The 23182-nt window shown below is 66.5% G+C and carries 20 protein-coding genes and 1 tRNA gene; 14 read left to right on the top strand and 7 right to left on the bottom strand.

Annotated features, from left to right (window positions below; genetic code table 11):
* Positions 1-33: 33 nt before the first annotated feature.
* From mvk to GUY37_RS19300, 6 genes are read left to right on the top strand one after another with little or no spacing between them, the layout of a single operon-like run.
* Positions 34-1005, top strand: a complete 972-nt coding sequence (gene mvk / locus GUY37_RS18700) for a mevalonate kinase (protein ID WP_166828916.1) — start codon at positions 34-36, stop codon at positions 1003-1005.
* Positions 1002-2018 carry a diphosphomevalonate decarboxylase gene (mvaD, locus tag GUY37_RS18705; RefSeq protein WP_166828919.1) on the top strand — a complete coding sequence of 339 codons (1017 nt, stop codon included), beginning with the start codon at positions 1002-1004 and terminating at the stop codon, positions 2016-2018. Before mvk ends, mvaD begins: the two co-directional genes overlap by 4 nt.
* Entirely contained in the window at positions 2015-3106 is a 1092-nt protein-coding gene (locus tag GUY37_RS18710) for a phosphomevalonate kinase (protein ID WP_166828921.1), read from the top strand. Before mvaD ends, GUY37_RS18710 begins: the two co-directional genes overlap by 4 nt.
* Positions 3096-4238, top strand: a complete 1143-nt coding sequence (gene fni, locus GUY37_RS18715; protein ID WP_166828924.1) for a type 2 isopentenyl-diphosphate Delta-isomerase — start codon at positions 3096-3098, stop codon at positions 4236-4238. The genes GUY37_RS18710 and fni overlap by 11 nt, the downstream gene beginning before the upstream one ends.
* Positions 4235-5338, top strand: a complete 1104-nt coding sequence (locus GUY37_RS18720) for a hydroxymethylglutaryl-CoA reductase (protein WP_166828927.1) — start codon at positions 4235-4237, stop codon at positions 5336-5338. The genes fni and GUY37_RS18720 overlap by 4 nt, the downstream gene beginning before the upstream one ends.
* Positions 5335-6741, top strand: a complete 1407-nt coding sequence (locus GUY37_RS19300) for a hydroxymethylglutaryl-CoA synthase (RefSeq protein ID WP_228278255.1) — start codon at positions 5335-5337, stop codon at positions 6739-6741. Before GUY37_RS18720 ends, GUY37_RS19300 begins: the two co-directional genes overlap by 4 nt.
* Before the next feature lie 526 nt (positions 6742-7267).
* Here the strand turns inward: GUY37_RS19300 and GUY37_RS18730 are convergent.
* Positions 7268-7351 (bottom strand) — tRNA-Leu (locus GUY37_RS18730).
* A 524-nt stretch (positions 7352-7875) separates the two neighbouring features.
* Between GUY37_RS18730 and GUY37_RS18735 the strand changes: the two genes are divergently transcribed.
* From GUY37_RS18735 to pknB, 7 genes are all read left to right on the top strand, one after another.
* A complete protein-coding gene (locus tag GUY37_RS18735) occupies positions 7876-8742 on the top strand; it encodes a DUF3662 and FHA domain-containing protein (protein ID WP_166828930.1) in 867 nt (288 codons plus the stop codon).
* A complete protein-coding gene (locus GUY37_RS18740; protein WP_166828933.1) occupies positions 8739-9248 on the top strand; it encodes an FHA domain-containing protein FhaB/FipA in 510 nt (169 codons plus the stop codon). The genes GUY37_RS18735 and GUY37_RS18740 overlap by 4 nt, the downstream gene beginning before the upstream one ends.
* Positions 9245-10669, top strand: a complete 1425-nt coding sequence (locus GUY37_RS18745; protein WP_166828936.1) for a PP2C family protein-serine/threonine phosphatase — start codon at positions 9245-9247, stop codon at positions 10667-10669. Before GUY37_RS18740 ends, GUY37_RS18745 begins: the two co-directional genes overlap by 4 nt.
* Positions 10669-12309 carry an FtsW/RodA/SpoVE family cell cycle protein gene (locus GUY37_RS18750; protein ID WP_166828939.1) on the top strand — a complete coding sequence of 547 codons (1641 nt, stop codon included), beginning with the start codon at positions 10669-10671 and terminating at the stop codon, positions 12307-12309. The genes GUY37_RS18745 and GUY37_RS18750 overlap by 1 nt, the downstream gene beginning before the upstream one ends.
* A complete protein-coding gene (locus GUY37_RS18755; RefSeq protein ID WP_166828942.1) occupies positions 12306-13775 on the top strand; it encodes a peptidoglycan D,D-transpeptidase FtsI family protein in 1470 nt (489 codons plus the stop codon). The genes GUY37_RS18750 and GUY37_RS18755 overlap by 4 nt, the downstream gene beginning before the upstream one ends.
* Entirely contained in the window at positions 13772-15598 is a 1827-nt protein-coding gene (locus GUY37_RS18760; RefSeq protein ID WP_166828945.1) for a protein kinase domain-containing protein, read from the top strand. Before GUY37_RS18755 ends, GUY37_RS18760 begins: the two co-directional genes overlap by 4 nt.
* Positions 15599-15716: 118 nt before the next feature.
* Positions 15717-17597 carry a Stk1 family PASTA domain-containing Ser/Thr kinase gene (gene pknB / locus GUY37_RS18765; RefSeq protein ID WP_166828948.1) on the top strand — a complete coding sequence of 627 codons (1881 nt, stop codon included), beginning with the start codon at positions 15717-15719 and terminating at the stop codon, positions 17595-17597.
* Positions 17598-17671: 74 nt separating this feature from the next.
* Here the strand turns inward: pknB and GUY37_RS18770 are convergent, their stop codons facing one another.
* The 4 genes from GUY37_RS18770 to GUY37_RS18785 all read right to left on the bottom strand — a co-directional run bounded on the left by GUY37_RS18770 (position 17672) and on the right by GUY37_RS18785 (position 20382).
* Positions 17672-18184 carry a GyrI-like domain-containing protein gene (locus GUY37_RS18770; protein WP_166828951.1) on the bottom strand — a complete coding sequence of 171 codons (513 nt, stop codon included), beginning with the start codon at positions 18182-18184 and terminating at the stop codon, positions 17672-17674.
* A 158-nt stretch (positions 18185-18342) separates the two neighbouring features.
* Positions 18343-18987, bottom strand: a complete 645-nt coding sequence (locus GUY37_RS18775; protein ID WP_166828954.1) for an anthranilate synthase component II — start codon at positions 18985-18987, stop codon at positions 18343-18345.
* Positions 18987-19151, bottom strand: a complete 165-nt coding sequence (locus tag GUY37_RS18780) for a hypothetical protein (protein WP_166828957.1) — start codon at positions 19149-19151, stop codon at positions 18987-18989. Before GUY37_RS18780 ends, GUY37_RS18775 begins: the two co-directional genes overlap by 1 nt.
* Position 19152: 1 nt before the next feature.
* Positions 19153-20382, bottom strand: a complete 1230-nt coding sequence (locus tag GUY37_RS18785) for a class E sortase (protein WP_228278256.1) — start codon at positions 20380-20382, stop codon at positions 19153-19155.
* Between the two features lie 262 nt (positions 20383-20644).
* Here GUY37_RS18785 and GUY37_RS18790 point away from each other — a divergent pair, with 262 nt between their 5' ends.
* Entirely contained in the window at positions 20645-21367 is a 723-nt protein-coding gene (locus GUY37_RS18790) for a cell division protein CrgA (protein ID WP_166828965.1), read from the top strand.
* A 384-nt stretch (positions 21368-21751) separates the two neighbouring features.
* Here the strand turns inward: GUY37_RS18790 and GUY37_RS18795 are convergent, their stop codons facing one another.
* Entirely contained in the window at positions 21752-22447 is a 696-nt protein-coding gene (locus tag GUY37_RS18795) for a rhomboid family intramembrane serine protease (RefSeq protein WP_166828967.1), read from the bottom strand.
* Between the two features lie 38 nt (positions 22448-22485).
* Positions 22486-23028 (bottom strand): peptidylprolyl isomerase, encoded by a 543-nt coding sequence (locus GUY37_RS18800; protein ID WP_166828970.1) that lies wholly within the window; start codon positions 23026-23028, stop codon positions 22486-22488.
* Positions 23029-23182: the final 154 nt, after the last annotated feature.

Here is a 23182-nt window from a genome sequence, read left to right on the forward strand (position 1 = left end):
GACATCAATCCACACATCCCGAAATCCTCCTGCATGCACAATTCCTCTCTGACCGAACCGACACCGGCCTCGGCGGGCACCTCCCAGGGCTTCGCTCATGCCAAGGCGATCCTGTTCGGCGAACACGCGGTCGTCTACGGCTCTCCGGCCGTCGCCGTGCCGCTGCACGGGCTCGGCGTGCAGGCCGACATCCGCCGGTCCCCGAACCAGGAGACCCGGATCGAGAGCCAGCTGTTCTCCGGAAACGCGCAGACGGCTCCGGAGCCGATGGGACCCGTCGTCGCCGGTCTGACGGCGGCTCTCGATGCCGCAGGTGATCCCGCCGCCGAGGTGGAGCTGCTCATCCGTTCCGCGATCCCCCACAGCCGCGGATTGGGTTCGAGTGCCGCCGTGGCCACCTCCGTGGCCCGCGCCGTCGCGAATCTCCACTCCACCGTGTTCGACGAGGACACCCTCCACGAGATCGTGCAGGCGGCCGAGACCGTCGCCCACGGCCGGCCCAGCGGCATCGACGCCTGGGCCGTGGCGAAGCCCGCACCGATCCGCTTCCAGACCGGGTGCGCCGAGACCATCGACGTCGGTCAGCGCCTCGTCTTCGTCCTCGCGGACTCCGGACATCACGGGTCAACCGCCGAGGCGGTCGGAGGAGTCCGTGCCCGCCGTGACGCCGATCCCCTGCGCATCGGCGGAATGATCGACCGTCTGGCCGAGCTCAGCGACGCCGCCGTGGACGACATCCGCTCCGGTGATCGGGCCACGATCGGCCACCGCATGCTCGAAGCCCACGAACTGCTTTGCGGCCTCGGCGTGTCGACCCCGACCCTGGACTCCCTCGTCAGCGCCGCCACCACGGCCGGAGCCCGCGGAGCCAAACTCACCGGCGGCGGCCTCGGCGGCTGCGTTCTGGCCCTGGCCGATGGGGACGACGAGGCCGAGGAGCTGGCGGATGCGCTGCGCAGGGCGGGAGCGCCGCGCACCTGGACGACGGAGGTCAGACCGACATGAGAACGACGACGGCGCGGGCCTACCCGAACATCGCCCTGGTCAAATACTGGGGCAAGGCCGATGAGGAACTCATCCTGCCCGCTGCGGGCAGCCTGTCACTGACCCTCGACCACTTCGAGACCACGACCACCGTGGTGCCCGCCCCGGACGCCTCCTCCGACGTCCTCGAACTCGACGACGCACTCGCCGACGTCGGGCAGACCTCGCGCATCTCCGTCTTCCTCGACCACGTCCGCGAACTCGCCGGACGGGACGACCGCGTCCTCGTCCGGTCCCGCAACTCCGTGCCCACGGGTGCCGGTCTGGCCTCCTCGGCGTCGGGGTTCGCAGCACTGGCCACAGCCGCCGCCGCGGCCTTCGACCTCGACCTCGAACCCTCAGAACTCAGCCGTCTGGCCCGCCGCGGTTCGGGTTCGGCCTGCCGCTCGATTCCTCACGGCATCGCCGTCTGGCATGCCGGCGACGATGACTCCTCCTTCGCCGAAACCGTTCCCGCCCCGGACATGCGGATGATCATCGTCACCGTCGACCGGGCCAGGAAGGCCGTGTCCTCCCGCGAAGCGATGCGCCTGACCGCCGCCACCTCACCCTTCTACTCCGGTTGGGTGTCCTCGACCGAGGACTACCTGACGCAGATGGTCGCGGCCTGCGCCGCCGGGGACTTCACCCGCATCGGTGAGATCACGGAATCCCACGCCCTGCGCATGCACGGACTCATCCAGTCCACCGTTCCGCCGATCCGGTTCCTCAACCCGACCAGCCACGCGATCTTCGACGCCGTGGCCGAAGCCCGCGAGAACGGGATCGAAGCCTATTCGACCGCCGACGCCGGCCCGAACGTCGCCGTCATCGTCCGTCCCCATGAGGCCGAGGCGCTGGCGGAGAGGCTCTCCGGATTCGGCGACGTCCGCGTCGTCGGTCCCGGTCCGGGAGCCCACCTGCTCACCGCCGCCGACGCAGTCCCACCCGCCGACGGAACGACCCCGGCTGCGGGTGAAGGCAGCCGGGCATGATCGTGACCCGGGCGCCCGGCAAACTCTTCATCGCCGGCGAGTACGCCGTCGTCGAGCCCGGACAGCCCGCCGTGCTCATCGCCGTCGATCGATGCATCAGCGTGCGCCTGACCGAGAGCCAGGGCGCCGGCCGCATCCATTCGAGCGAATACGGTCAGGTTCCCGTCGTGTGGCGGCGCGAGGACGATGGCGAGCACATCATCGTCGATGAGCGTCCCTTCGACTACGTGCTCTCGGCGATCTCCACCGTCGAGGAGCTGCGCTCCGGCCGCGGTGCCAGCCCCCGCTACTTCGATCTCGAGATCTCCAGCGAACTCAATGACGCCGACGGCCGGAAGTTCGGCCTCGGCTCCTCGGCCGCTGTCACCGTGGCGACGATCGCCGCTCTCGATGAGTTCTATCGCCTCGGCCTCACCCCGACCGAACGCTTCAAGCTCGCTCTCCTGGCGACCATCGCGATCTCCACGAAGGCCTCAGGCGGGGACCTTGCCGCCAGCACGTTCGGCGGTTGGATCCGCTACTCCTCTCCCGACCGTGCCGCCCTGCACGCCCATCGCGAAGCCCACGGAGTCGTCTCCGCGATGAGCTGCGCAGAATGGGCCGGCTCCTCGGCCCGGCGGATCACCCCGCCGAACTCGCTCGACCTCCTCGTCGGCTGGACCGGGTCTCCGGCCTCGACCGAACACCTCGTCAAACGCGTCCACACCCCGGCACCGCAGAGGCCTCGCCCGCTGAAGTCCTTCGCCGCCGAGTCCCACACCCTCGTCGACGATCTCGTGGCGGCCTTCGATGCCGACGATGCCGAGGCCAGTCTGACCACGATCCGCTCCGTGCGCGCACTGCTGCAGCGGCTGAGCGACTCCACGGGCAGCCTCATCGAGACCGTAGCCCTGCACGATCTGTGCGAGATCGCCGAAGCCCACGGTGCCGCCGCGAAGCCTTCGGGTGCCGGCGGCGGCGACTGCGGAATCGCACTCGCCCACTCCCACACGGAAGCGCAGACCATTCTCAGCGGCTGGGAAGCCGCCGGCATCCGACCACTGGACCTCGACATCCACCGAGAGGAAGGCGAGATCGATGAGTTCTGAGTCCCCTGAAACCAAGGCCTCACGGGCCTCACGCAAAGACGACCACGTTCGCCTCGCCTCGGCGCAGCAGACCGAAGGCCCCCGCCGCACCGACTTCGACGACCTCGAATTCGTCCACCATGCCCTGTCGGGAACGAGCCCCGACCGCGTCGACCTGTCCGTCGATCTCGGCGACTGGACGTGGCCGACTCCCTTCTACGTCAACGGCATGACCGGCGGCACGGAGACCACGGCGAAGATCAACCGGGATCTCGCCATCGCCGCGGCCGAGACCGGTCTGCCCATGGCCTGCGGGTCGATGAGCGTGGCGCTCGACGACGCCGAGGCCGCAAAGGGCTTCACCGTCATCCGCGAGGAGAACCCGGACGGCTTCGTCATGGGCAACCTCGGTGCCGGCCGCAGCGCCGAGGATGCCCGCCGTGCCGTCGACCTGCTGGGTGCCGATGCCCTCCAACTGCACATCAACCCCGTGCAGGAGACCGCGATGCCCGAAGGCACCCGCGACTTCTCCACCTGGCTGAGCGGCCTCGAGGACATCGTCGCCGCCTGCCCCGTGCCCGTCGTCGCCAAGGAGGTCGGATTCGGCCTCAGCCGCCGCACCCTGAAGCTGCTGGCTGGCATCGGCCTGCAGTTCGCCGATGTCTCCGGGGCCGGAGGCACGGATTTCCTCCGTATCGAGAACGACCGTGCAGGGGCCGATGACTTCTCCATGCTCACCGGTTTCGGTCAGTCGGCCCTGGCCTGTCTGCTCGACGCCCCACCCGAGTGGACCACCGAGCCGACGATGGTCGACGGTGTCTCGAAGCGTGTGCTGCTGGCCTCCGGCGGGGTGCGCAGCCCCTATGATGTCGTGAAAGCACTGGCCTGCGGTGCCCGTGCCGTCGGCGTCGCCGGCACCTTCCTGCAGACCGTGCTCGACCACGGACCGGGGGGACTGGTCGAACTCGTGCGCACCTGGCAGACTCAGACCTCGGCTCTGTTCGCGCTGCTCGGGGCGCAGCGATCCACGGATCTCACGGGCACGGACCTGCTCACGCGGGGCCGCCTCGGCGAGTTCGCCCGTCTGCGCGGTATCGACGTCACCGCGCTCTCGCACCGAACTGACGTCCATTCGAGGAGGAATCAGCTGTGAATCAGCAGACCACGATCACCGGGATCCCCACCACGTGGGTCGGTCCCCTGCGGGTCAGCGGCGAAGCGCTGGCTCCGAACGGCACCCACACCGAGGTGGCCGTGCCCCTGGCAACGTACGAGACCCCGCTGTGGCCCTCCGTCGGACGCGGGGCGTCGATCTCGCGTGAGATCGAGGGCGGGATCCGCACCGTCATCGTCGACGAGCGGATGACCCGGTCCGTGCTGTTCGTGGCCGAATCCGCGATCGGCGCCGAGGCGGCCGCGCAGGCCATCCGTCACCGGCTGCCCGAACTCGAGGCCGTGGTCGAAGCCGGCAGCAGCCACTGCCGACTCATCGAGATCCACCCCGAGATCGTCGGGAACCTGCTCTTCGTGCGCTTCGCCTTCCGCACCAACGACGCCTCCGGCCACAATATGGTCACCCAGGCCTCGGATTCGCTCATGGACACCATCCTGTCCTGGCAGCTGGGCATCGGCTACGGCTCGGTGTCCGGCAACTACTGCTCGGACAAGAAGGCCACCGCGGTCAACGGTGTCCTCGGACGCGGTCGCAATGTCGTCGCCGAGATCGTCGTGCCTCATGAGGTCGTTCAGCGTCGCCTGCGCACGAGCGCGGAGAAGATGGTCGAACTCGTCGTGCGCAAGAACCTCGTCGGATCGACGATCGCCGGTGCCCTGCGCTCGGCGAACGCCCACTATGCGAATATGCTGCTCGCCTTCTACCTGGCCACCGGTCAGGATGCGGCGAACATCGTCGAAGGTTCGCAGGGCATCACCTATGCGGAGAACCGGGCCGAGGGACTGTACTTCTCGACGACGCTGCCGCACCTCATCGTGGGCACCGTGGGCAACGGCAAGGATCTGCCGCATGTCGATGATGCTCTGACACGCCTCGGGTGCCGTGAGGATCGTGAACCGGGAGCGAATTCGCGTCGACTGGCCGCGCTCATGGCCGCGACGGTGCTCTGCGGTGAGCTCTCCCTGCTCGCCGCCCAGACCAATCCGGGGGAGCTCATGGACACCCACCGGCAGATGGAACGCAAGGCTGAGGCGGAACTCGGTTCCGAGGCTCAGCGAGAGGACGGCGAGGCCGCATGACTTCAGACACTGCTGCGGGCACTGCACCGATCGGCATCGACGACATCGAACTGGCCACGAGCCATCATGTCGTCCGACTCGACGACTTCGCCCGGGCGAACGAAACCGATCCGGCCAAGTTCCGCCTCGGCCTCGGCCAGGACGAGTTCAGCTTCCCGGCTCCCGATGAGGACGTCGTCACCATGGCCGCCGCGGCCGTCGCGCGCATCATCGAGCGCAGCGGCACCGAGGGCATCCGGACGATGCTGTTCGCCACGGAGTCGGGCACGGACCAGTCGAAGGCAGCGGGCATGGCGGTGCACTCTCTGCTCGACCTGCCGTCGCAGATGCGCATCGTCGAGGTCAAAGAGGCCTGCTATTCGGCGACCGCCGCCCTGCAGGCCGCCGTCGGCATCGTCACGCGTTCGCCCGAACAGCGCGTGCTCGTCATCGCTTCGGATGTCGCCCGCTATGAGCTCGACACCGCCGGTGAGCCCACTCAGGGCGCCGGCGCCGTGGCGATGCTCGTCTCTGCGGATCCGAAGCTGCTGGAGATCGAACCGGTCTCGGGCCTGAACTCGGCCGATGTCAATGACTTCTGGCGCCCGAACGATTCGACGACCGCGATCGTCGATGGTGCCCTGTCGGTGACGGCGTACCTCGATGCGCTCACCGGGGCATGGACCGATCTGGCCGCGCAGGGCGGACCGACGATGGCCGAGATCGACCGCGTGCTCTACCACCAGCCGTTCACGAAGATGGCGAAGAAGGCGCAGGTCCACCTCGCCGGACTCACCGGTGAGGATCTCGATACGGAGATCGTCACCGGAGCCGGGATCGCCGGTTCCGGCGCGGGGACGACTTCCGCAGGTTCAGACGCTGGCGGTGCTGTACCCTCCGGCGCCGCCGCTGACGGTGCGGCCGCGGCCGGTGTCGTGCCTTCCGCCTCCGCCTCGGCCGGTCCCGCCACGGTCGCCTCCGCCGAGGCTGCTCCCGCCACGGCCGCCTCCGCCGCCTCGGATTCGGGTCCCACTGTCCCGCGAGATACCGGGCTGGCCACGAGCACTCTGTACAACCGCCGCCTCGGCAATTCGTACACGGCCTCGCTCTACGCGGGACTGTGTTCTCTGCTCGACCACGATGAGGATCTCGCGAGCAAGCGCATCGGGCTGTTCAGCTACGGATCGGGCAGCGTCGGAGAGTTCTTGACCGCTCGCGTCGTCCCCGGCTACGAGCGGCACTCGCGCCGGCGGGCCGTGACCGCCGCCCTCGATGCTCGGGTGCCGCTGTCCATAGATGCCTATCGTGCGCTGCACTCTGCCGAGCTTCCCAGCGCCGAGGACGTCTCGACTCCGAAGGTGACTACGGGACCGTTCCGATTCGCCGGCATCAAGGGCCGTGCCCGCGTCTACGAACGCGCCTGAGCCTGCTCCCCGGCGCCTGACACTCGCCTGTCGCCGGCCCGACGCCGGCCTGACCCTGGTCTGACGCCCGCCTCACGCGCTCACCCTGGTCTGGCGCGCTGGCCCGACGCGCGCCTCACTCTGGCCTCACCCTGGTCTGACGCGGGCCTCACCCTGGTCTGACTCCGGCCCGACGCCGGAAATGGTGCTGGTTTCTCTCAGCTGCTCACTTTCTTCTGTGGGCAGTTGAGAGCAACCAGTACCATTTTGCGAAGTGCGACCTTCGAACTGCGGACTGCAGGGTGCGGGCTGCTGACTGTGGACGCGGGACTGGGGCCGTGGCCTGCGGACTGGCAGATGCGCTTCACGCCCCGCACCTTCACCGCATTCAGCCCAGTCCGAGGTGAATAGCCCACATTTGAACCTGGGCTATCCACCTCAGACGGGGCTTTTCGCGGCCTGCGGGCGACTTCCGCTTTCCTGCGGGCACGAAGAAGCCCCTCACCGGACCTTCTGCAGGTCCCGGTGAGGGGCTTCTCATTCGCTGTGCGCGAGGGGGGACTTGAACCCCCACGACCTTGCGGCCACTGGCACCTGAAGCCAGCGCGTCTACCAATTCCGCCACTCGCGCGAACAAGGTAAAACTCTAGCATCGGAGACGGCGAAACATAAAACCGAGGGAGGTGAAACAGCCCAAACGTGTCCACCTTCACATTTACCCCGGTCACGACCACAGTGATTCACCCGATCACCACCACAGCGATACACCCGACGTCGAAGCAGTGATTCACCCAGCGTCGAAGCACCGATTCATCTCCCGTCGCAGCGTTATGCACCCCTCGTCGGAGCATTGCGCACACCGCGACTACGGCGTCCGCTCCGCCGCGGAGAAGGCCCTACACCCACCGCGACTGCTGCTGTGACTCGCTCCCGAGCCCGGCCCCGCCGACCTTCACACTTCCCTGGACACACGCAGGGAATCCCGGCACAGCTTCGCCCCGCGAACAAGCGTGACGTGAGTTGAGAGCCTCACCGCGTTAGGATTGGGTGTTGATGTGCCCAGAATGCACTCGATCAGGACCACCTGGTCAGAGCGCTCAAATACGCTTGGCGAAGATTTCGTCCGGCCACGGCAACACCTGATGAGGAGGTGCCATGGGGTTACTCGATCGCTTCGAGAAAGGGCTGGAGAACGTCGTCAACGGCGCCTTCGCGAAGGCTTTCCGATCCCAGGTCGAGCCCGTCGAACTCGCCGGAGCCCTGCGCCGTGAGGCCGACAACAAGGCCGCCGTGGTCTCCCGCGGCCGCACTCTGACGGCCAACCACTACGTCATCGAGCTCTCGCAGACCGACCACGACCGGCTCTCCGGTCTCGAGTCGGAGCTGCGCTCGGACCTGCGCCAGGTCATCGGCGACCACGCCGTCGAACAGGCCTACAGCTTCGTCGGTCCCGTCTCCGTCGAATTCGCCCTCGCCGATGACCTCGACACGGGAATGTACCGCGTCGTGTCCTCGACCCAGCGCCCCGACGGGTCCCCCGCCGCTCAGCCGGCCAACCGCGGCGGCTACGACCCGATCTCCCGCGCGAATCCGATCGTCGGCGAGTCCCCGAACTCCGGTTCCCGGCCCGTGACCCCGCGGCGTGCCCCCGAACCTTCCCGTGCGGCCCCGGCAGCGGCCCCGCGCCAGAACCCTGCCGCCCGTCCCGCGCCGACTCCTGCACCCGCTCGCGCCATCGAAGCCAGTGTGACCATCGACGGTCGCACGCAGATGCTGCGTCAGGGCACGAACACCTTCGGCCGTTCCTCGTCGAGCTCGGACTTCGTCATCGACGATCCCGGCGTCTCACGCCGACACTTCGAAATCGTCGTCGAGGGCGACCGTGCCGTGGCCAATGACCTCGGTTCGACGAACGGCACACTGCTGCACGGACGCAAACTGACATCGGCGACCCTGTCCGACGGCGATGTCCTCCTCGCCGGAGAGGCCGAGGTCCACTACAACGAGCGGGACGCCCAGTGAGCGAATTCACCGTCACCGTCTTCCGGTTGGCATTCTTCATCATCCTCTGGCTCTTCGTCCTCGGAGTCGCCGGAGTCCTCCGCCGTGACATCTTCGGCCCCCGGCGGGCCCGCGCCGGAAGGAAATCTCGCCGAGGCGGCTCCAAGTCCGCCCCGCCGCCACCGTCCCGTCCGGCTCCCGCACCTCGCCCGGCTGCCGCCCCGGTCGCCCATGCTCATCCGGGCACCATCCGCATCACCGACGGCCCGCTGGCCGGGCAGACGCTCATGCTCTCGGGGGCACCTGTGACCTTCGGTCGGGCGCCCGACAACACGATCATCATCAATGACGACTTCGCCTCCAGCCATCACGCTCGGATCTCCGCGAAGAACGGCGCATGGATGCTCGAGGACCTCGGATCGACCAACGGCACCATCGTCGACGGCTCACGCATGACCGGCCCCATTCAGCTGGCCATCGGCACCCGGATCACCATCGGACATACGACCCTGGAGACCCAATCGTGACGACCGACGGTACCATCACTCTCCGTTCGGCAGCCCGGTCTCACACCGGGCTGGTGCGTAAGAACAACCAGGACTCCGGCTATGCGGGACCGAACTTCCTGCTCATCGCCGATGGAATGGGCGGCCACGCCGGCGGAGACGTCGCCTCGGCGATCACGGTCTCCCGCCTGGCCGAACTCGACCATGAGCCCGGAGGCGAGGACGCCCTCGAACTCCTGCGCACCTCGATCCTCGAAGCCAATGACCGCATCTGCCGCGGCGTCGGCGAACAGCCCGAACTCGCCGGAATGGGCACCACCGTCACCGCCGTGCTGCGCGCCCCCGGCAACCGTCTCGCTCTCGCCCATATCGGCGATTCCCGCGGCTATGTGCTCCGCGACGACAGACTCCAGCCGATCACCCACGACCACACGTTCGTGCAGATGCTCGTCGATGAGGGCCGGATCACCGCCGAGGAGGCCGAGACCCACCCGCAGCGCTCGGTCGTGATGAAGGTCCTCGGCGACGTCGGAGCCTCCCCCGATCTCGATCTGTCCCTGCGCGAAGCCCAGGTCGGCGACCGGTGGATGCTGTGCTCGGACGGTCTGACCGGCTTCGCCGATATCGACGACATCACCCGCGTGCTCAAAGAGGTGGCCGACCCCGATGAGGCCTGCCGCCAGCTCATCGACCTGGCCCTGGCCGGCGGCGGAGCCGACAACGTCACCGTCGTCGTCGGCGATGTCCTCGAGGGCGACGTCGAGACCACCGAGGGCGTATCCGTCGGATCCGTCCACCTCAACCCCCGCTACGCCGCGATCGGTGCGAGCCCCGACACCGAAGCGTCCGTGGACACCGAAGCCCATGGGGCCCTCGCCGAGGCGGACGTGTCCGCCGACACCGCACCGATCCACGCCGTGGACGGGGAGGACGTCGAAGCTCGGGACGGCACCACTCAGCAGCTGCGGACCGATACCGCTGCGGAGGAGGAGGCCGACCTCGATGACGAGGTCGAGAAAAGGTCGTATCTCGGGTGGATCATCACCGCCATCGTGATCGTTGCGCTGGCCGTCGGCGGTTTCTTCGCCTATAACTACGTCAGTCACCAGTACTACGTCGCCAACGACGACGGCAAGGTCTCGCTCTACCGCGGCCTCGACACGACGCTCGGGCCCATCGAACTCAGCCGCCTCGTCGACACCACGGAGATCGAGGTCGGCAGCCTCAACAGCTACTCCCAGGATCGTCTCCGCGGATCGATTCCCGCCGGTTCACGCGATGAGGCCGATCGCATCATCGACAATCTGCGCAAGGAATCCGATCGCTCCTCCGGCATGTCCGGCGACGTCGAGGACTCGACGAGCCCGACCGACCCGGCACCCTCGCCTCCGGATTCGAAGTCCGCAGACCCCAGTGACGCCATCACCCGGGAGTCGCAGTGATGAACCAGGCTCCCTCGCAGACCGCGCGCCCCAGAACCTACCGTCTGGCCGAGCTCGGTCTCCTGATCCTGGCCATCGCCGTCGCCACCAGCGCTTATGCCTTGGTCGGCCTCGGTGTCGAAGACACCGTCCCGGCCAATGTCTACGGCTACGCCGCATGGCTGGCGGCCCTGGGCGTCATCCTCCACATCATCGTGTGGATCAAGGCGAAGTACGCCGATCCCGTGCTCGTGCCGATCGCGGTGCTGCTCAACGGGCTCGGACTGGCTATGATCTACCGCGTCGATCTCGGCCGCGACGAATACGTCGGTTCGGCGATGACCCAGCTGGTGTGGATGACACTCGGCGTGGGCCTGGCCATCGCCGTGATCTTCGTCGTCCGCGATCACCGCTGGCTGCGCCGCTACACCTATGTCTCCGGCTTCGCCGCCCTCGTCTTCCTCATGCTTCCGCTCATCCCCGGCATCGGCAAGACCATCAACGGCGCCCGCATCTGGATCGGTGTCGGTCCCCTGTCCTTCCAGCCCGGTGAGATCGCGAAGATCCTGCTCGCCGTCTTCTTCGCCGGCTACCTCGTCACCTACAAAGACCAGCTCGTCGCCGCCGGACCGAAGATCCTCGGCATCCGCTTCCCCCGTCTGCGCGACTTCGGACCCATCGTCGTCGCCTGGGTCGCCAGCGTCGGCGTCCTCGTCTTCGAACGCGACCTCGGCACCTCGCTGCTCTTCTTCGGACTCTTCGTCGCCATGCTCTACGTGGCCACCTCGAAGGTCTCGTGGATCATCCTCGGCCTCGGTTTCTTCTCCGCGGGCGCGGTCGCGGCCACGTTCCTCTTCTCCCATGTGGGCCAGCGTGTGTCCGGTTGGCTCAATGCTCTGACCGCCGAGGAGTACAACAAGACTCCCGGTGGTTCCTACCAGCTCGTGCAGGGCCTGTTCGGCATGTCCAACGGCGGGCTCATCGGCACCGGCTTCGGTGAGGGTCGACCGAATATGGTCCCCTACGCCGAATCAGACTTCATCTATGCCAGCTTCGGTGAGGAGATCGGCCTGGCCGGACTCTTCGTCATCCTGCTCTGCTACCTCTTCATCTTCCAGCGCGGCATCCGCACCGCCCAGCAGCTGCGCGACGGCTTCGGCACCCTGCTGGCCACCGGGCTGTCGTTCACGATCGCTCTGCAGGTCTTCGTCGTCGTCGGCGGCGTCACCCGCCTCATTCCGCTCACGGGTCTGACCACGCCGTTCCTCGCCCAGGGCGGATCCTCGCTCATCGCGAACTGGATGATCATCGCCCTGCTGCTGCGGATCTCGGACAACGCCAGGCGCCCCGTGGAGGAGTTCCACACCGGAGTGCTCACCATCACCGAGGATCCGCAGCCCGTTCCCGCGGGTGCCCCCGCGGCGGAAGCGGACCCTGCGGACGCGGAAGGCAGCGTCCCTTCCCAGGGCACGTCCGCCTCGGCGCGCACCGTCGACGAGGATGCCCCCACGACGAACCTGCCGCCGGCAGGCTCCCGTGCGTTCGACGGCGAAGCCCCGACGACGAACCTGCCGCCCGCCGACGACCGCGCACGGTCCCGCGGCCGGGCACCGGACGACACCGATGCCACCGACCAACGACCCACCGGAGGTGAACGATGAAGAAGCCATTGACGCATATCGCCGTCGTCGGATTCGTCATGTTCGCGCTCCTGTTCGGGTCGACGAGCTGGGTGCAGTACGTGACCGCGGATTCGCTGAACAACAATCCGCTGAACAACCGGCGGATCCTCGACCAGCTGGCCCGCGATCGCGGTCCGATCCTCGTCGACGGCACCCCGATCGCATATTCGGAGCCCGTGGACGACAAGTACAAGTTCCAGCGCAAATACGGCTCGGACAACCTCGATCCGCGCGCCTATGCCTCGCTGACCGGCTACTACTCCGTCGTGTCCGGGGCCTCGGGCATGGAACGCGCCGCCGGTGACTACCTCTCCGGCGACTCCGACGCCCTGTTCTACGACAAGGTCGGCAGCTTCTTCACCGGTGAGCAGCCCCGCGGCGCCGCGGTCGAGCTGACGATCGACCCGAAGGTCCAGCAGGCGGCTTGGGACGGGCTGGGCAACCAGAACGGTGCAGCCGTGGCGCTCGACCCGAAGACCGGGAAGATCCTGGCCATGGCCTCGACCCCGGGCTGGGATCCCAACGCCCTGGCCAGCCACGACTCGACCGAAGCCAGCCAGGCCTTCAAGAACCTCGAAGCCGCCGACGGCAAGCCCGTCTACAACCGTGCGATCGGCGGCAACCTGTACCCGCCCGGATCGACGTTCAAGGTCCTCGTCGCAGCGGCCGCCCTGGAATCCGGGGACTACGAGCCCGATTCGCAGCTCAACGGACCTGCCACGCTCGATCTGCCGCAGACGACGGCGACGATCGGCAACTCGCATCCCGGTGCCTGCCGCAACGGGGGCAAGCCGACCCTGGCCGATTCGCTCGCCGAATCCTGCAACACCTCATTCGCCTCCCTGGGCATGGACCTCGGGGAGGACGCGGTTGCGAAGCAGGCCGAGAAGTTCGGCTTCGGGGAGGATCTCGAGATCCCTCTCAACGTCACCCCGTCCTCGTTCCCGTCCGACCTCAACCCGCCGCAGCTGGCTCAGTCCTCGCTCGGCCAGTACGAGGTCAGGTCGACTCCGATGCAGATGGCGATGATGACCGCGGGAATCGCAAACGGCGGAAAGATGATGACGCCTCAGCTCGTCGACAGGGTGCTCAATGCGAACACCCTCGAACCGATCTCCGAGACCCGTCCGAAGCAGATGTCCCGTCCCGTGTCCGGAGATACGGCCGACAAACTCACCGACATGATGACGGGTGTGGTCGAGAACGGCACCGCCTCGGTGGCGAAGATGGGCGATACGAAGGTCGCGGCGAAGACCGGCACCGCCCAGCACGCCAAGGGCGCGGCACCCCATGCCTGGTTCATCTCCTTCGCCCCGGCCGATGACCCTCAGGTCGCGGTCGCGGTCGTGGTCGAGAACGGCGGAAACGCAGGCAATGAAGCTTATGGTGCGACGGTCGCAGGACCGATCGCGAAGAACATGATGGAAGCGGTGGTCGAGAAATGAGACCCGTCGAAGGCACCCTGTTGGGCAACCGATACAAACTCACCTCCCGCATCGCCGTCGGCGGCATGGGCGAGGTCTGGAAGGGTGTGGACTCCGTGCTCGGCCGTGAGGTCGCGGCGAAGATCCTCAAGGACGAGTACCTCTCCGAATCCACGTTCCTCGCCCGATTCCGTGCCGAGGCGCAGAACATGGGTCGCGTCTCCGACCCTGGAATCGCCGGCGTCTACGACTACGGTGACGAACAGGGTTCGCCCTACCTCGTCATGGAGTACGTGCCCGGTGAAGCCCTGTCTGCCATCATCGAACGCAGCGCACCCCTGTCCGAGACCGACACCCTGAGCATCGTCACCCAGGCCGCTCAGGCCCTCGGTGCCGCGCACAAGGTCGGCGTCATCCACCGCGACATCAAGCCCGGAAACATCCTCATGACCCCGGACTTCCGGGTCAAGATCACGGACTTCGGCATCGCCCGGGTCACCGACCAGGCACCGCTGACGAAGACCGGGCAGGTCATGGGCACCGCCCAGTACCTGGCTCCCGAACAGGCCACGGGCAAGGGATCGGGGCCCGGCTCCGACCTCTATGCACTCGGCATCATCGCCTACGAGGCCCTCGCCGGTCAGCGTCCCTTCACCGGGGATTCGCAGGTGGCCATAGCCATCGCCCAGGTCAATCAGCAGCATCCGCCGCTGCCGGACACGGTCTCCGAACCGCTGCGCCGCTTCGTCGACTGCCTGCTGGAGAAGAAGCCCGAACGCCGGCCCTCCGATGCCTTCAAGGTCGCCAAGGCCGCCGAAGCGCTCTCGGCCGGGGACATCGCGGGAGCCGAGGAGCTCGTGCCGCAGATGCGTCACGGTGCCGCCGCGTCCGAAGCGCTGACCCAGGTCTTCAACAATCCGGAACCGGTGGCCACGACGAAGGCCATTCCCGTCACCTCCTCGAATGACGCCACCCAGGTGTACCCCAACGGAGCTGCGGCCGGACTCGCCGGCGCCGGTGCCGCCGGAGCGGGGGCCGCCGCTGCGAACACGGGCCAGTTCGAGCCCGACGATCCGCAGAACCAGGACCTGGAGAAGGACAAGCAGTCGAACAAGGGCCGCGTCCTCATCTGGATCCTCGCGATCGTCGCACTCCTGGCCGTCGGGTCCCTGCTGTGGTTCTTCCTCGGCGGGGGCAATGCCGAACCCGAACCGGAGCCGTCCACGTCGGCGCCCACCTCGGAGGCGGCGAGGACGATCGAGATCGATAAGAACGATTACATCGGACTCACGGAATCCTCGGCGACGCAGAACCTCGAGAACAAGGGTCTGGAGGTCGACACCACCGAGATCAACTCGGATCGTGCCGCCGGAACCGTCGCCGATGTCGGCGAGGGCGACAACGGGTACACCTTCGAAGAGGGCGACACCGTGACCCTCTACATCTCCGCCGGTCCCGCCGAACAGCCGCAGGAGCCGGCCTCGGATTCCGGTTCCGATCCTGGTCTGGGCAACGATTCGGAGACGAGCTCGGACTCCGGTTCCTCGTCGGATTCGCAGGATCAGGGTTCGGATTCGGGATCCGACTCCGGCGGCAGCGACACCGGTTCGGATTCCGGGAGCTCGTCGAATTCGTCCTCGGACTCCGAGTCCTCGAGCGGATCGGGCTCCGAAGGTTCCTCGGAGACATCGGGCGAGTCGGACTCGTCTGGTTCCGGTGATTCCGCCGATTCCTCCGGCGGATCGAACCCGGACAACGGCAATGACGGGTCAGGCGACAATCCGGGCTCTGCGAGCAGTTCGGATGCGAGCGGCAACCCGGACGGGAACAACGGCAATGACTAGACATTGAACGATGCAGAGCAGCGATCACGAGAAACGACGAGTCTGAGATACTGAGAACTCGACCCGGTTCGGGTGAGAATGAACCCTTAAGACCGGGTGAGACAAGCGGAGGACATACATGAGTGAACCCAAGGTGCTGTCGGGGCGTTACGAAGTTCGTGCGCTCCTCGGCCGTGGGGGCATGGCAGAAGTGCATGAGGGCGTCGACAACCGTCTCGGACGGCGCGTGGCCATCAAACTTCTGCGCTCCGATCTCGCCCGCGATCCTTCGTTCCATACTCGGCTCAAGCGCGAGGCCCAGTCCGCGGCCGGTCTCAACCATCCCGGAATCGTGTCCGTCTATGATTCGGGCGAAGAGGAGTTCGTCGAGTCCGGCGGCTCGTCCGTGTCCGTGCCGTTCATCGTCATGGAGTACGTCGAGGGTCAGACCCTGCGCGAAGTGCTCAACGAGCACGGCACCCTCACCGTCGATGAGGCTCTTAACGTCATCGCCGGGGTTCTCGCCCCGCTCGAGTACTCCCACCGCAACGGCATCGTCCACCGTGACATCAAACCCGCGAACGTCATGCTCACCCCCGAGGGTGACATCAAGGTTATGGACTTCGGCATCGCCCGGGCGCTGAAGGACAATTCGGGGCTGACGCAGACCCAGTCGGTGGTCGGCACCGCCCAGTACCTCTCCCCCGAGCAGGCCCGCGGCGAGGTCGTCGACGCCCGCTCCGACCTGTACTCGACCGCCTGCCTGCTCTATGAGCTGCTGGCCGGCCGTCCCCCGTTCGTGGGCGACTCCCAGCTGGCCGTGGCCTACCAGCACGTCGGTGAGACTCCGCAGCCGCCGGGCTTCTTTAACCCGAACATCCCGCCGGCCGTCGACCGGCTGCTCCTCCACGCTCTGCTCAAGGACCGCGACGCCCGCTACCAGGACGCCTACACCTTCCGTGAGGACGTGCTCGCCGCCCGCGACGGCCGTCCCATGAGCTTCGAGGACGACGCCGAGGCCACCCAGGCGTATCCGACGATGGCTCCGCCCATGACCGCTCCGATGGCTCATGCCGCCGAGGCCGAGGCGGCTCCCGAGACCGGTCCCGTGTCGACGATCATGACCAACCAGGAGGAGCGGCCGCCGCAGAAGCGGTCCCGCGCCTGGATCTGGATCGGCAGCATCTTCGTCCTCCTCGCCCTGGCCGCCGTGGCCCTGTGGGTCTACGAGATCAACAAACCCGAGCCGATCGTCCAGGTCGAGGTCACGAGTGTGGAGGGCATGGACGCCGATGAGGCCGAAGCGGCGCTCATCCAGCAGGGCCTGCGCGTGGATACGGACGAGAAATACAGTTCCGAGGTCGCCGAGGGCAAGGCCATCGAGACCGATCCTCCGGGCGGTCAGAAGGTCGACAAGGACAGCATCGTCAAGCTCATCGTCTCCTCCGGGCCCGAGTCGGTCAAGGTTCCGGATGTCTCCGGCAAGACCGAGGAGGACGCCCGGAAGGTCATCAACGATGCGAAGCTGCAGGCCGGCACCCATATCTCCCAGAACTCGCCGGATGTGGAGAAGGGCGTGGTCATCGAGACCAAGCCCGGTGACGGTCAGGAAGTCGATGTCGATTCGAATGTCGATCTCGTCGTGTCCTCGGGCATGGTCGAGGTCCCCGATGTCACCGGCCAGACCGCCGAGGAGGCCTGCAAGACCCTCGAAGGTGATGAGTACCAGCTCACGTGCAAGACCGAAGAGGTCGAGACCGACGAACACGATGAGAAGAAGGTCTTCGAACAGTCAGCGACCGGCGGCAGCGAGGTCAAGCAGGGTTCGGAGATCACCGTGAAGGTGGCCAAGAAGCCGCCGGAGCCGTCGCCGTCCGTGCCCTCGATCCCCGGCGGCATCCCAACCTCTCCCGGCGACGATGACGGCGGAGACGAAGGCGACAAGGACAAGGACAAGGACAAGGATTCGATGGGCGGAGGTCTCTTCGACAACTGGTCCGAAGGCATCATCGGCAACTGAGCCGCACAGTCTCAGGACGCACAGCGGCCGAGCCAGTCATCGACTGGCTCGGCCGCTGTCGTCTTCGGAGGGTTTCAGTCCAAGGTGAGGAACAGGTCGGTGCGCATATCGGCGGGATCCGCCTCGGGGCTGGGTTCGGTGACATAGAGTTCGATGAATGGCAGTCCCGGACGGTGCCCAGCCGCCACCGCTTCCTTGAGCAGCTGCGCCCAGGATTCCCCGAGCCCGTCATATCCGCCGACGTGGCTGCGCACGGCCATGGATCCGCCGGGCAGCTCCGCGGGGATGACGATCCGACCGCCGGGAATCGGCTGCGCATTCGTCAGCCCCGCCGAGGTGGGGATCCCCACCTGCAGATCGACCGTTTCGCTCGGCTGCCGGGTGTAGAGGGCGAAGGCCGGGCCCGCAGGTTCGAGTCCCGCCTCGGAGAGGACGGGGAAGAGTCCGGAGAAGGTGGAATCGAAGAGTTCCGGCAGGTCGGCCATGTGCACTTCGCGGGCCTCGACGACCGCTGCCGGTGTGGCTGGGACTTCGATGACGGTGAGTTCGGTGAACGGTTCGTCGCGCAGATAGGTCGGTTCTGACATCGTCGCTGTCTCCTGATCGTCGGTCGTGCACAGCTCACTGAGCGTGCACGGATCACGGTGCGCATTCGGATCGCCTGCGCACAGGGACCACTGTGCTCACGATCATAACGATCGGCCGCCTCGGCGAGAACCCTGAACACAGGGATCGGCGGGAATTCTCAGGCGATCGCGGTCGCCAACGGCGACATTCCGGCCGCCGCCTGGGCGGCGCCCTCGAGGCCGCACACCTCGAGCCAGTTGCCGAGCATGAGGTATCCGCATTCGGTGAGCACGGATTCGGGGTGGAACTGGACGCCGAACAGGGGCTTCTCCCGGTGTTCGATGGCCATGACGATGCCGTCGTCGGTGCGGGCGGTGACGGCGAACTTCTCGAGATCGAGGGTCTCGTCGACGATCGCCAGGGAATGGTAGCGGGTGACGGTCAGCGGGCTCGGGCAGCCGAAGAAGATGCCTTCGCCGTCATGGGTGATGACCGAGGTCTTGCCGTGCATGAGCACGGGAGAGTGGGTCACCTCGGCGCCGAACACCTCGCCGAGGGCCTGATGGCCCAGGCACACGCCGAACGCGGGCATACCCGATGTCTCCGCCCAGGACAGCAGGGGCGGGCAGACCCCGGATTCGGCGGGCACGCCGGGGCCCGGGGAGAGGAGGACGCCGTCGTAGGCGGTCACGGTCTCCGCGATCTCGGCAGGCGCGATGTCGTCGTTGCGGACGACATCGACGTCCGCGCCGAGCTCACGCAGATAGGACACGAGCGTGTAGACGAAGCTGTCGTAGTTGTCGATGACGAGGATCTTGGTCATTATCCGCCTTCGGTCACGGTGGCGTTGTTGAAGGGCATGTACGGGGCGATCACGGGGAAGACGTACTGCATGAGCAGCAGCACGACCGCCGCGATGAGGATGAGGGCGAAGATGAGTTTGACGACCCAGTTGCCCGGGAGGATCCGCCAGATGAATGCGTACATATCAGGCACCGCCGTTCTTGCTGACCTTCTCAAAGGCCTTCGAGTCCTTGATGTTCTCGGGTGCTCCATCGCCGGCCGGCGTCCAGTCGGTGAGTTCGGCGTAGGCGACGTAGCGTTCCCGGGCGGAGAACATCGGGTTGCACGCCGTCATCGTCAGGATCCGGTCCTTGCCCTTGAAGTCGGGTTCGTCCGGCACGGGTGAGAGCACTTCGACGGCATCGGGCAGGATGATGTCGAAGTTGCGGAAGGTGTAGGTGTAGAAGCCATCCTTCGTCTGGACGATGATCTCATCGCCCGGACGCAGGTTCGCGATCTGGTTGAGCGGCTTGCCGTAGGTCACGCGGTGACCGGCGATGGAGAAGTTCCCGACCTCGCCCGGCATGGCCGAGTTCGGGTAGCGGCCGACGCCCATCCGGTTGAGCACGGGTTCGAGGTCGACGCCCTCGGCGACGGTGCGGTAGTAGTCGTCTCCGAAGCGCGGGATGTAGAAGATGCCGAAGGCCTCGTTCTTGCCCACGGGTTCGGCGACCACGGGCTCGTCGGGATCGTCGGGCAGTTCGTTCGGGTCCTGGTTCGCCCAGTCCTGGGTGAGTTCGTCGGCGAGCACTTCGTTGTCGCGGTTGGCCTGGATGTCCGTCCACCACAGCTGCCAGACGACGAAGAGGATGAGGACGAGACCGGCCGTGATGCACAGTTCGCCGAAGGTGCGCACGGTGCCGCGGATCGGACCGAGCGGTTCCCGTTGCGTGGGCTGACGACGCCGCTGACGTCGGGTTCGTCCTTGAGGTCGATCCTCGCCGAGGCGGCCGTGCGTGGATTCTCCACCGTGCTGGGGTGTACCCGCAAGGCCGTTGCCGGCCGCGTATCCGTTGCCTGCCGCGTATCCGTTGCCGGCGGTGTCGGGAGTGTTCTGCGGGACCGCGGGCATGGCCTGAGTGGCCTGTCCGTGCGGCTGAGCCTCGTGCGGGGTCTGCTGGTCGTGCGGGGTCTGCGGCTGTCCCTGATAGACGGGTGGGGCATCGGAGTAGACGGCGGTCGGCTCACCCTGGGCCGCGGCGGCTTCTGCTTCCCTGCGGCGCAGCTCGCGTCGACTGGGCAGCGGCTGATCTCCGGCGGCAGTGGGGCCTCCCGCAGACTGGCCGGCGGAGTGCCCGACCTGCTGATCGGCGGAGTGGGAGGAGGGAATCCGTCTCTGAGCAGGACGGATGGTGGGTCGCGAGGGCGGATTCACGCCCGGCTCGTTACCCGAGGAGGAACTATTCACCACTTCTGCTCCGTGACTGTCACTGCATTGTCGGGGGCCGTCCAGAAGACAGGCGGGACACCCCTATGCACTTTATCCTATGGGAATCGCCGTTCGGGGCGCGCTCGGTGCGCTTTCAGGGTAGTCGGAGTTTTTCACTGTGACCCCCGCCGCGAGTAGACTGGTCTGCGATCGTCCCCAACCATTCATTCGGCGGCCCCACCGGCGGTCGGCCGACAAAGGAGTACTTGTGGCCAAGTCCAAAGGACGCCCCCAGCGCACTTCTCGCACTTCGTCGGCTGCCGAGGCGAAGAAGGCCGAGTCCGCTGAAGCGGTCGAGGCGACCGAGGCGACCGAGGTCGACGAGCTCGAGACCGAATCGCTCGACACCGATGTCGCCGATGCGGCAGACGCCGACATCGCCGAAGGTGCGAACGAAGAATCGGATGCGGCCGAGGTTGCTGCAGACGATCTGAAGGTCGATTCCGCGGACGAGGTTTCGGACGAGACGGCCTCAGTTGACTCTTCCGAGACGGCCTCCGAGACCGCAGCTGCCGAGAAGAAGGCCACGGCGTCGAAGGACAAGAAGTCCGAGTCGACCAAGGACGGGAAGACGGCCGAGGACGCGAAGTCGTCGAAGGGTGCGAAGTCGTCGAAGGCGTCGGCTGCCAAGGCCACCGGTGCGAAGGGGTCGGCCGCCAAGCGCACCTCGCGTTCGGGCAATCCGGCCAAACGCCCACAGGGGCGCAAGACCGCGAACTACACCTCGACCTCGGGTCAGCAGACGATCAAGCCGAACCCGAGCTGGTTCCTGCCGGTCCTCATCGGCCTGCTGCTCGTCGGCCTGATCTGGCTCGTCACCTTCTACATCACCCAGGGCGCTTTCCCCGTCGAAGCATGGGGCAACTGGAACATCCTCATCGGCTTCGCCTTCTTCGTGGCGGGTCTGATCATGTCCACACGCTGGCGATAGTCGGCCCTGGCCGCAATCACCTCGATTGTCTGGTCGATCCGCGGCGATTCTGAGTTCGGAATCACCGCGGATCGACCAGACAATCTGCATTCACCGGGTCTCCCGCTCATCCCAGCAGTCTTAGCCCAGCGTCAACAATCCACACGCGCCAAGTTATACCCAAGCCGGGTGCGTCGCTTGTGGAAAACTATTTTTAGGCTTCTGACCAGCCTAAACACACCTGTGTAAGTTATCCACGTTGTGGATAGAGCTTGTGGACAGAGAATTCTCCACCGCAGAGTGCACACAAATCGGCGTCTTTCTGGTAAAAGCCTGGCAGCGTCGGGACGTCACTCCGTGGCCATCGAAAGCCGCCGCATTCAGAGGCCGAACGCAGAGGCCCGCTCAGAGGCCGAGGCCTGCCATCTTCCAGGCCCCTCCGGCCAGCATGAGCACCACCAAGCCGACCGACGTCGCCGTGAACACCAGTGTCCGCGACTGCCGGGGTCCCAGCAGGCCCGCACAGCCGAGGACGAACCCGGTGATCAGACCGCCGAGGTGGGACTCCCAAGACACGCCCGCGACGAGGAACCCGTAGCCGAAGTTGAGCGCGACGAACACGAGAACCCCGGCGATGTTCCGGTCGAGCCGTCGGGTGGGGGCCAAGAGCACGCCGACGATCGCGAACACCGCGCCCGAGGCTCCGATGTGGTTCGTCACCCAATCGGTGCTGAAGGGGTCGGCCAGCAGGAGCACCATGGCCGAACCGCCAGCGGTGCCGACGATGTAGACGGCGAGGAACTTCCAATGACCCAGCGCCCGCTCGACGAAGGAACCGAAGAAGAACAGTCCGATCATGTTCGCCAGCAGGTGGAACGGTGAGGGCTGCTCGTGGACGAGGGCGACCGTGAGCACTCGCCACGGCTGTTCGAGGGTGAGTGCCGGAACGAAGCTCAGCGGTCGCAGCAGGTCGAAGCCGGGAATCAGCTCTGCCAGGAACGCCACCGTGGTGACGATGAGGAGCGTGCGGGTGACCAGCGGCGGGGATGCAGAGAGGGCCCGGCCGGTTTCCCGTGCCGAGCCCTCTTCAGGTGTGTCCATCACACCATGGTACTCAGTGGTCCCTCAAGGACGGTGACTCACTTCGCGGTGATGTCGACCTTCTCGATGACGACCGGCTCGACCGGCTTGTCCATCGCAGCGGTGGGCACACTCTCGATCTCGTCGACGACCCGCTGCGAGGCTTCGTCGGCGACCTCACCGAAGATGGTGTGCTTGCCGTTGAGCCACGGGGTCTCGGCGGTGCTGATGAAGAACTGCGAGCCGTTGGTGCCGCGTCCCATCTGCTTGCCGGCGTTGGCCATGGCCAGCAGGTACTTGCGATCGAACTGCAGCTCGGGGTGGATCTCGTCGTCGAAGGTGTAGCCGGGTCCGCCGGTGCCGGTGCCCAGCGGGCAGCCGCCCTGGATCATGAAGTTCGAGATGATGCGGTGGAAGCCGAGGCCGTCGTAGAAGGGGCGCTTGGTCGGCTCACCGGTCGAGGGATCGGTGAATTCCCGCTCACCCTGGGCGAGTTCGACGAAGTTGGCCACGGTCTTCGGAGCATGGTTGCCGAAGAGATCGATGGTGATGTCACCGTGGTTGGTGTGCAGGACTGCGGTATGCGTTGAGGCTGTAGTCATGACCTCATTCTTCCACGGCGAGGCGGCGAATGCAGTTCCGCACCAGGTCCATTGCCCAACCTGTCAGGCGATCCGCAGACAATTCGATGACATCCGCTGTCCACAGTCTTGCCCCTAGGCCGTAGACTGGTCAGTGATCACCTTGACCACCGAC

The organism is Brevibacterium limosum, from assembly GCF_011617705.1.
In the GTDB taxonomy this organism is placed as follows: domain Bacteria; phylum Actinomycetota; class Actinomycetes; order Actinomycetales; family Brevibacteriaceae; genus Brevibacterium; species Brevibacterium limosum.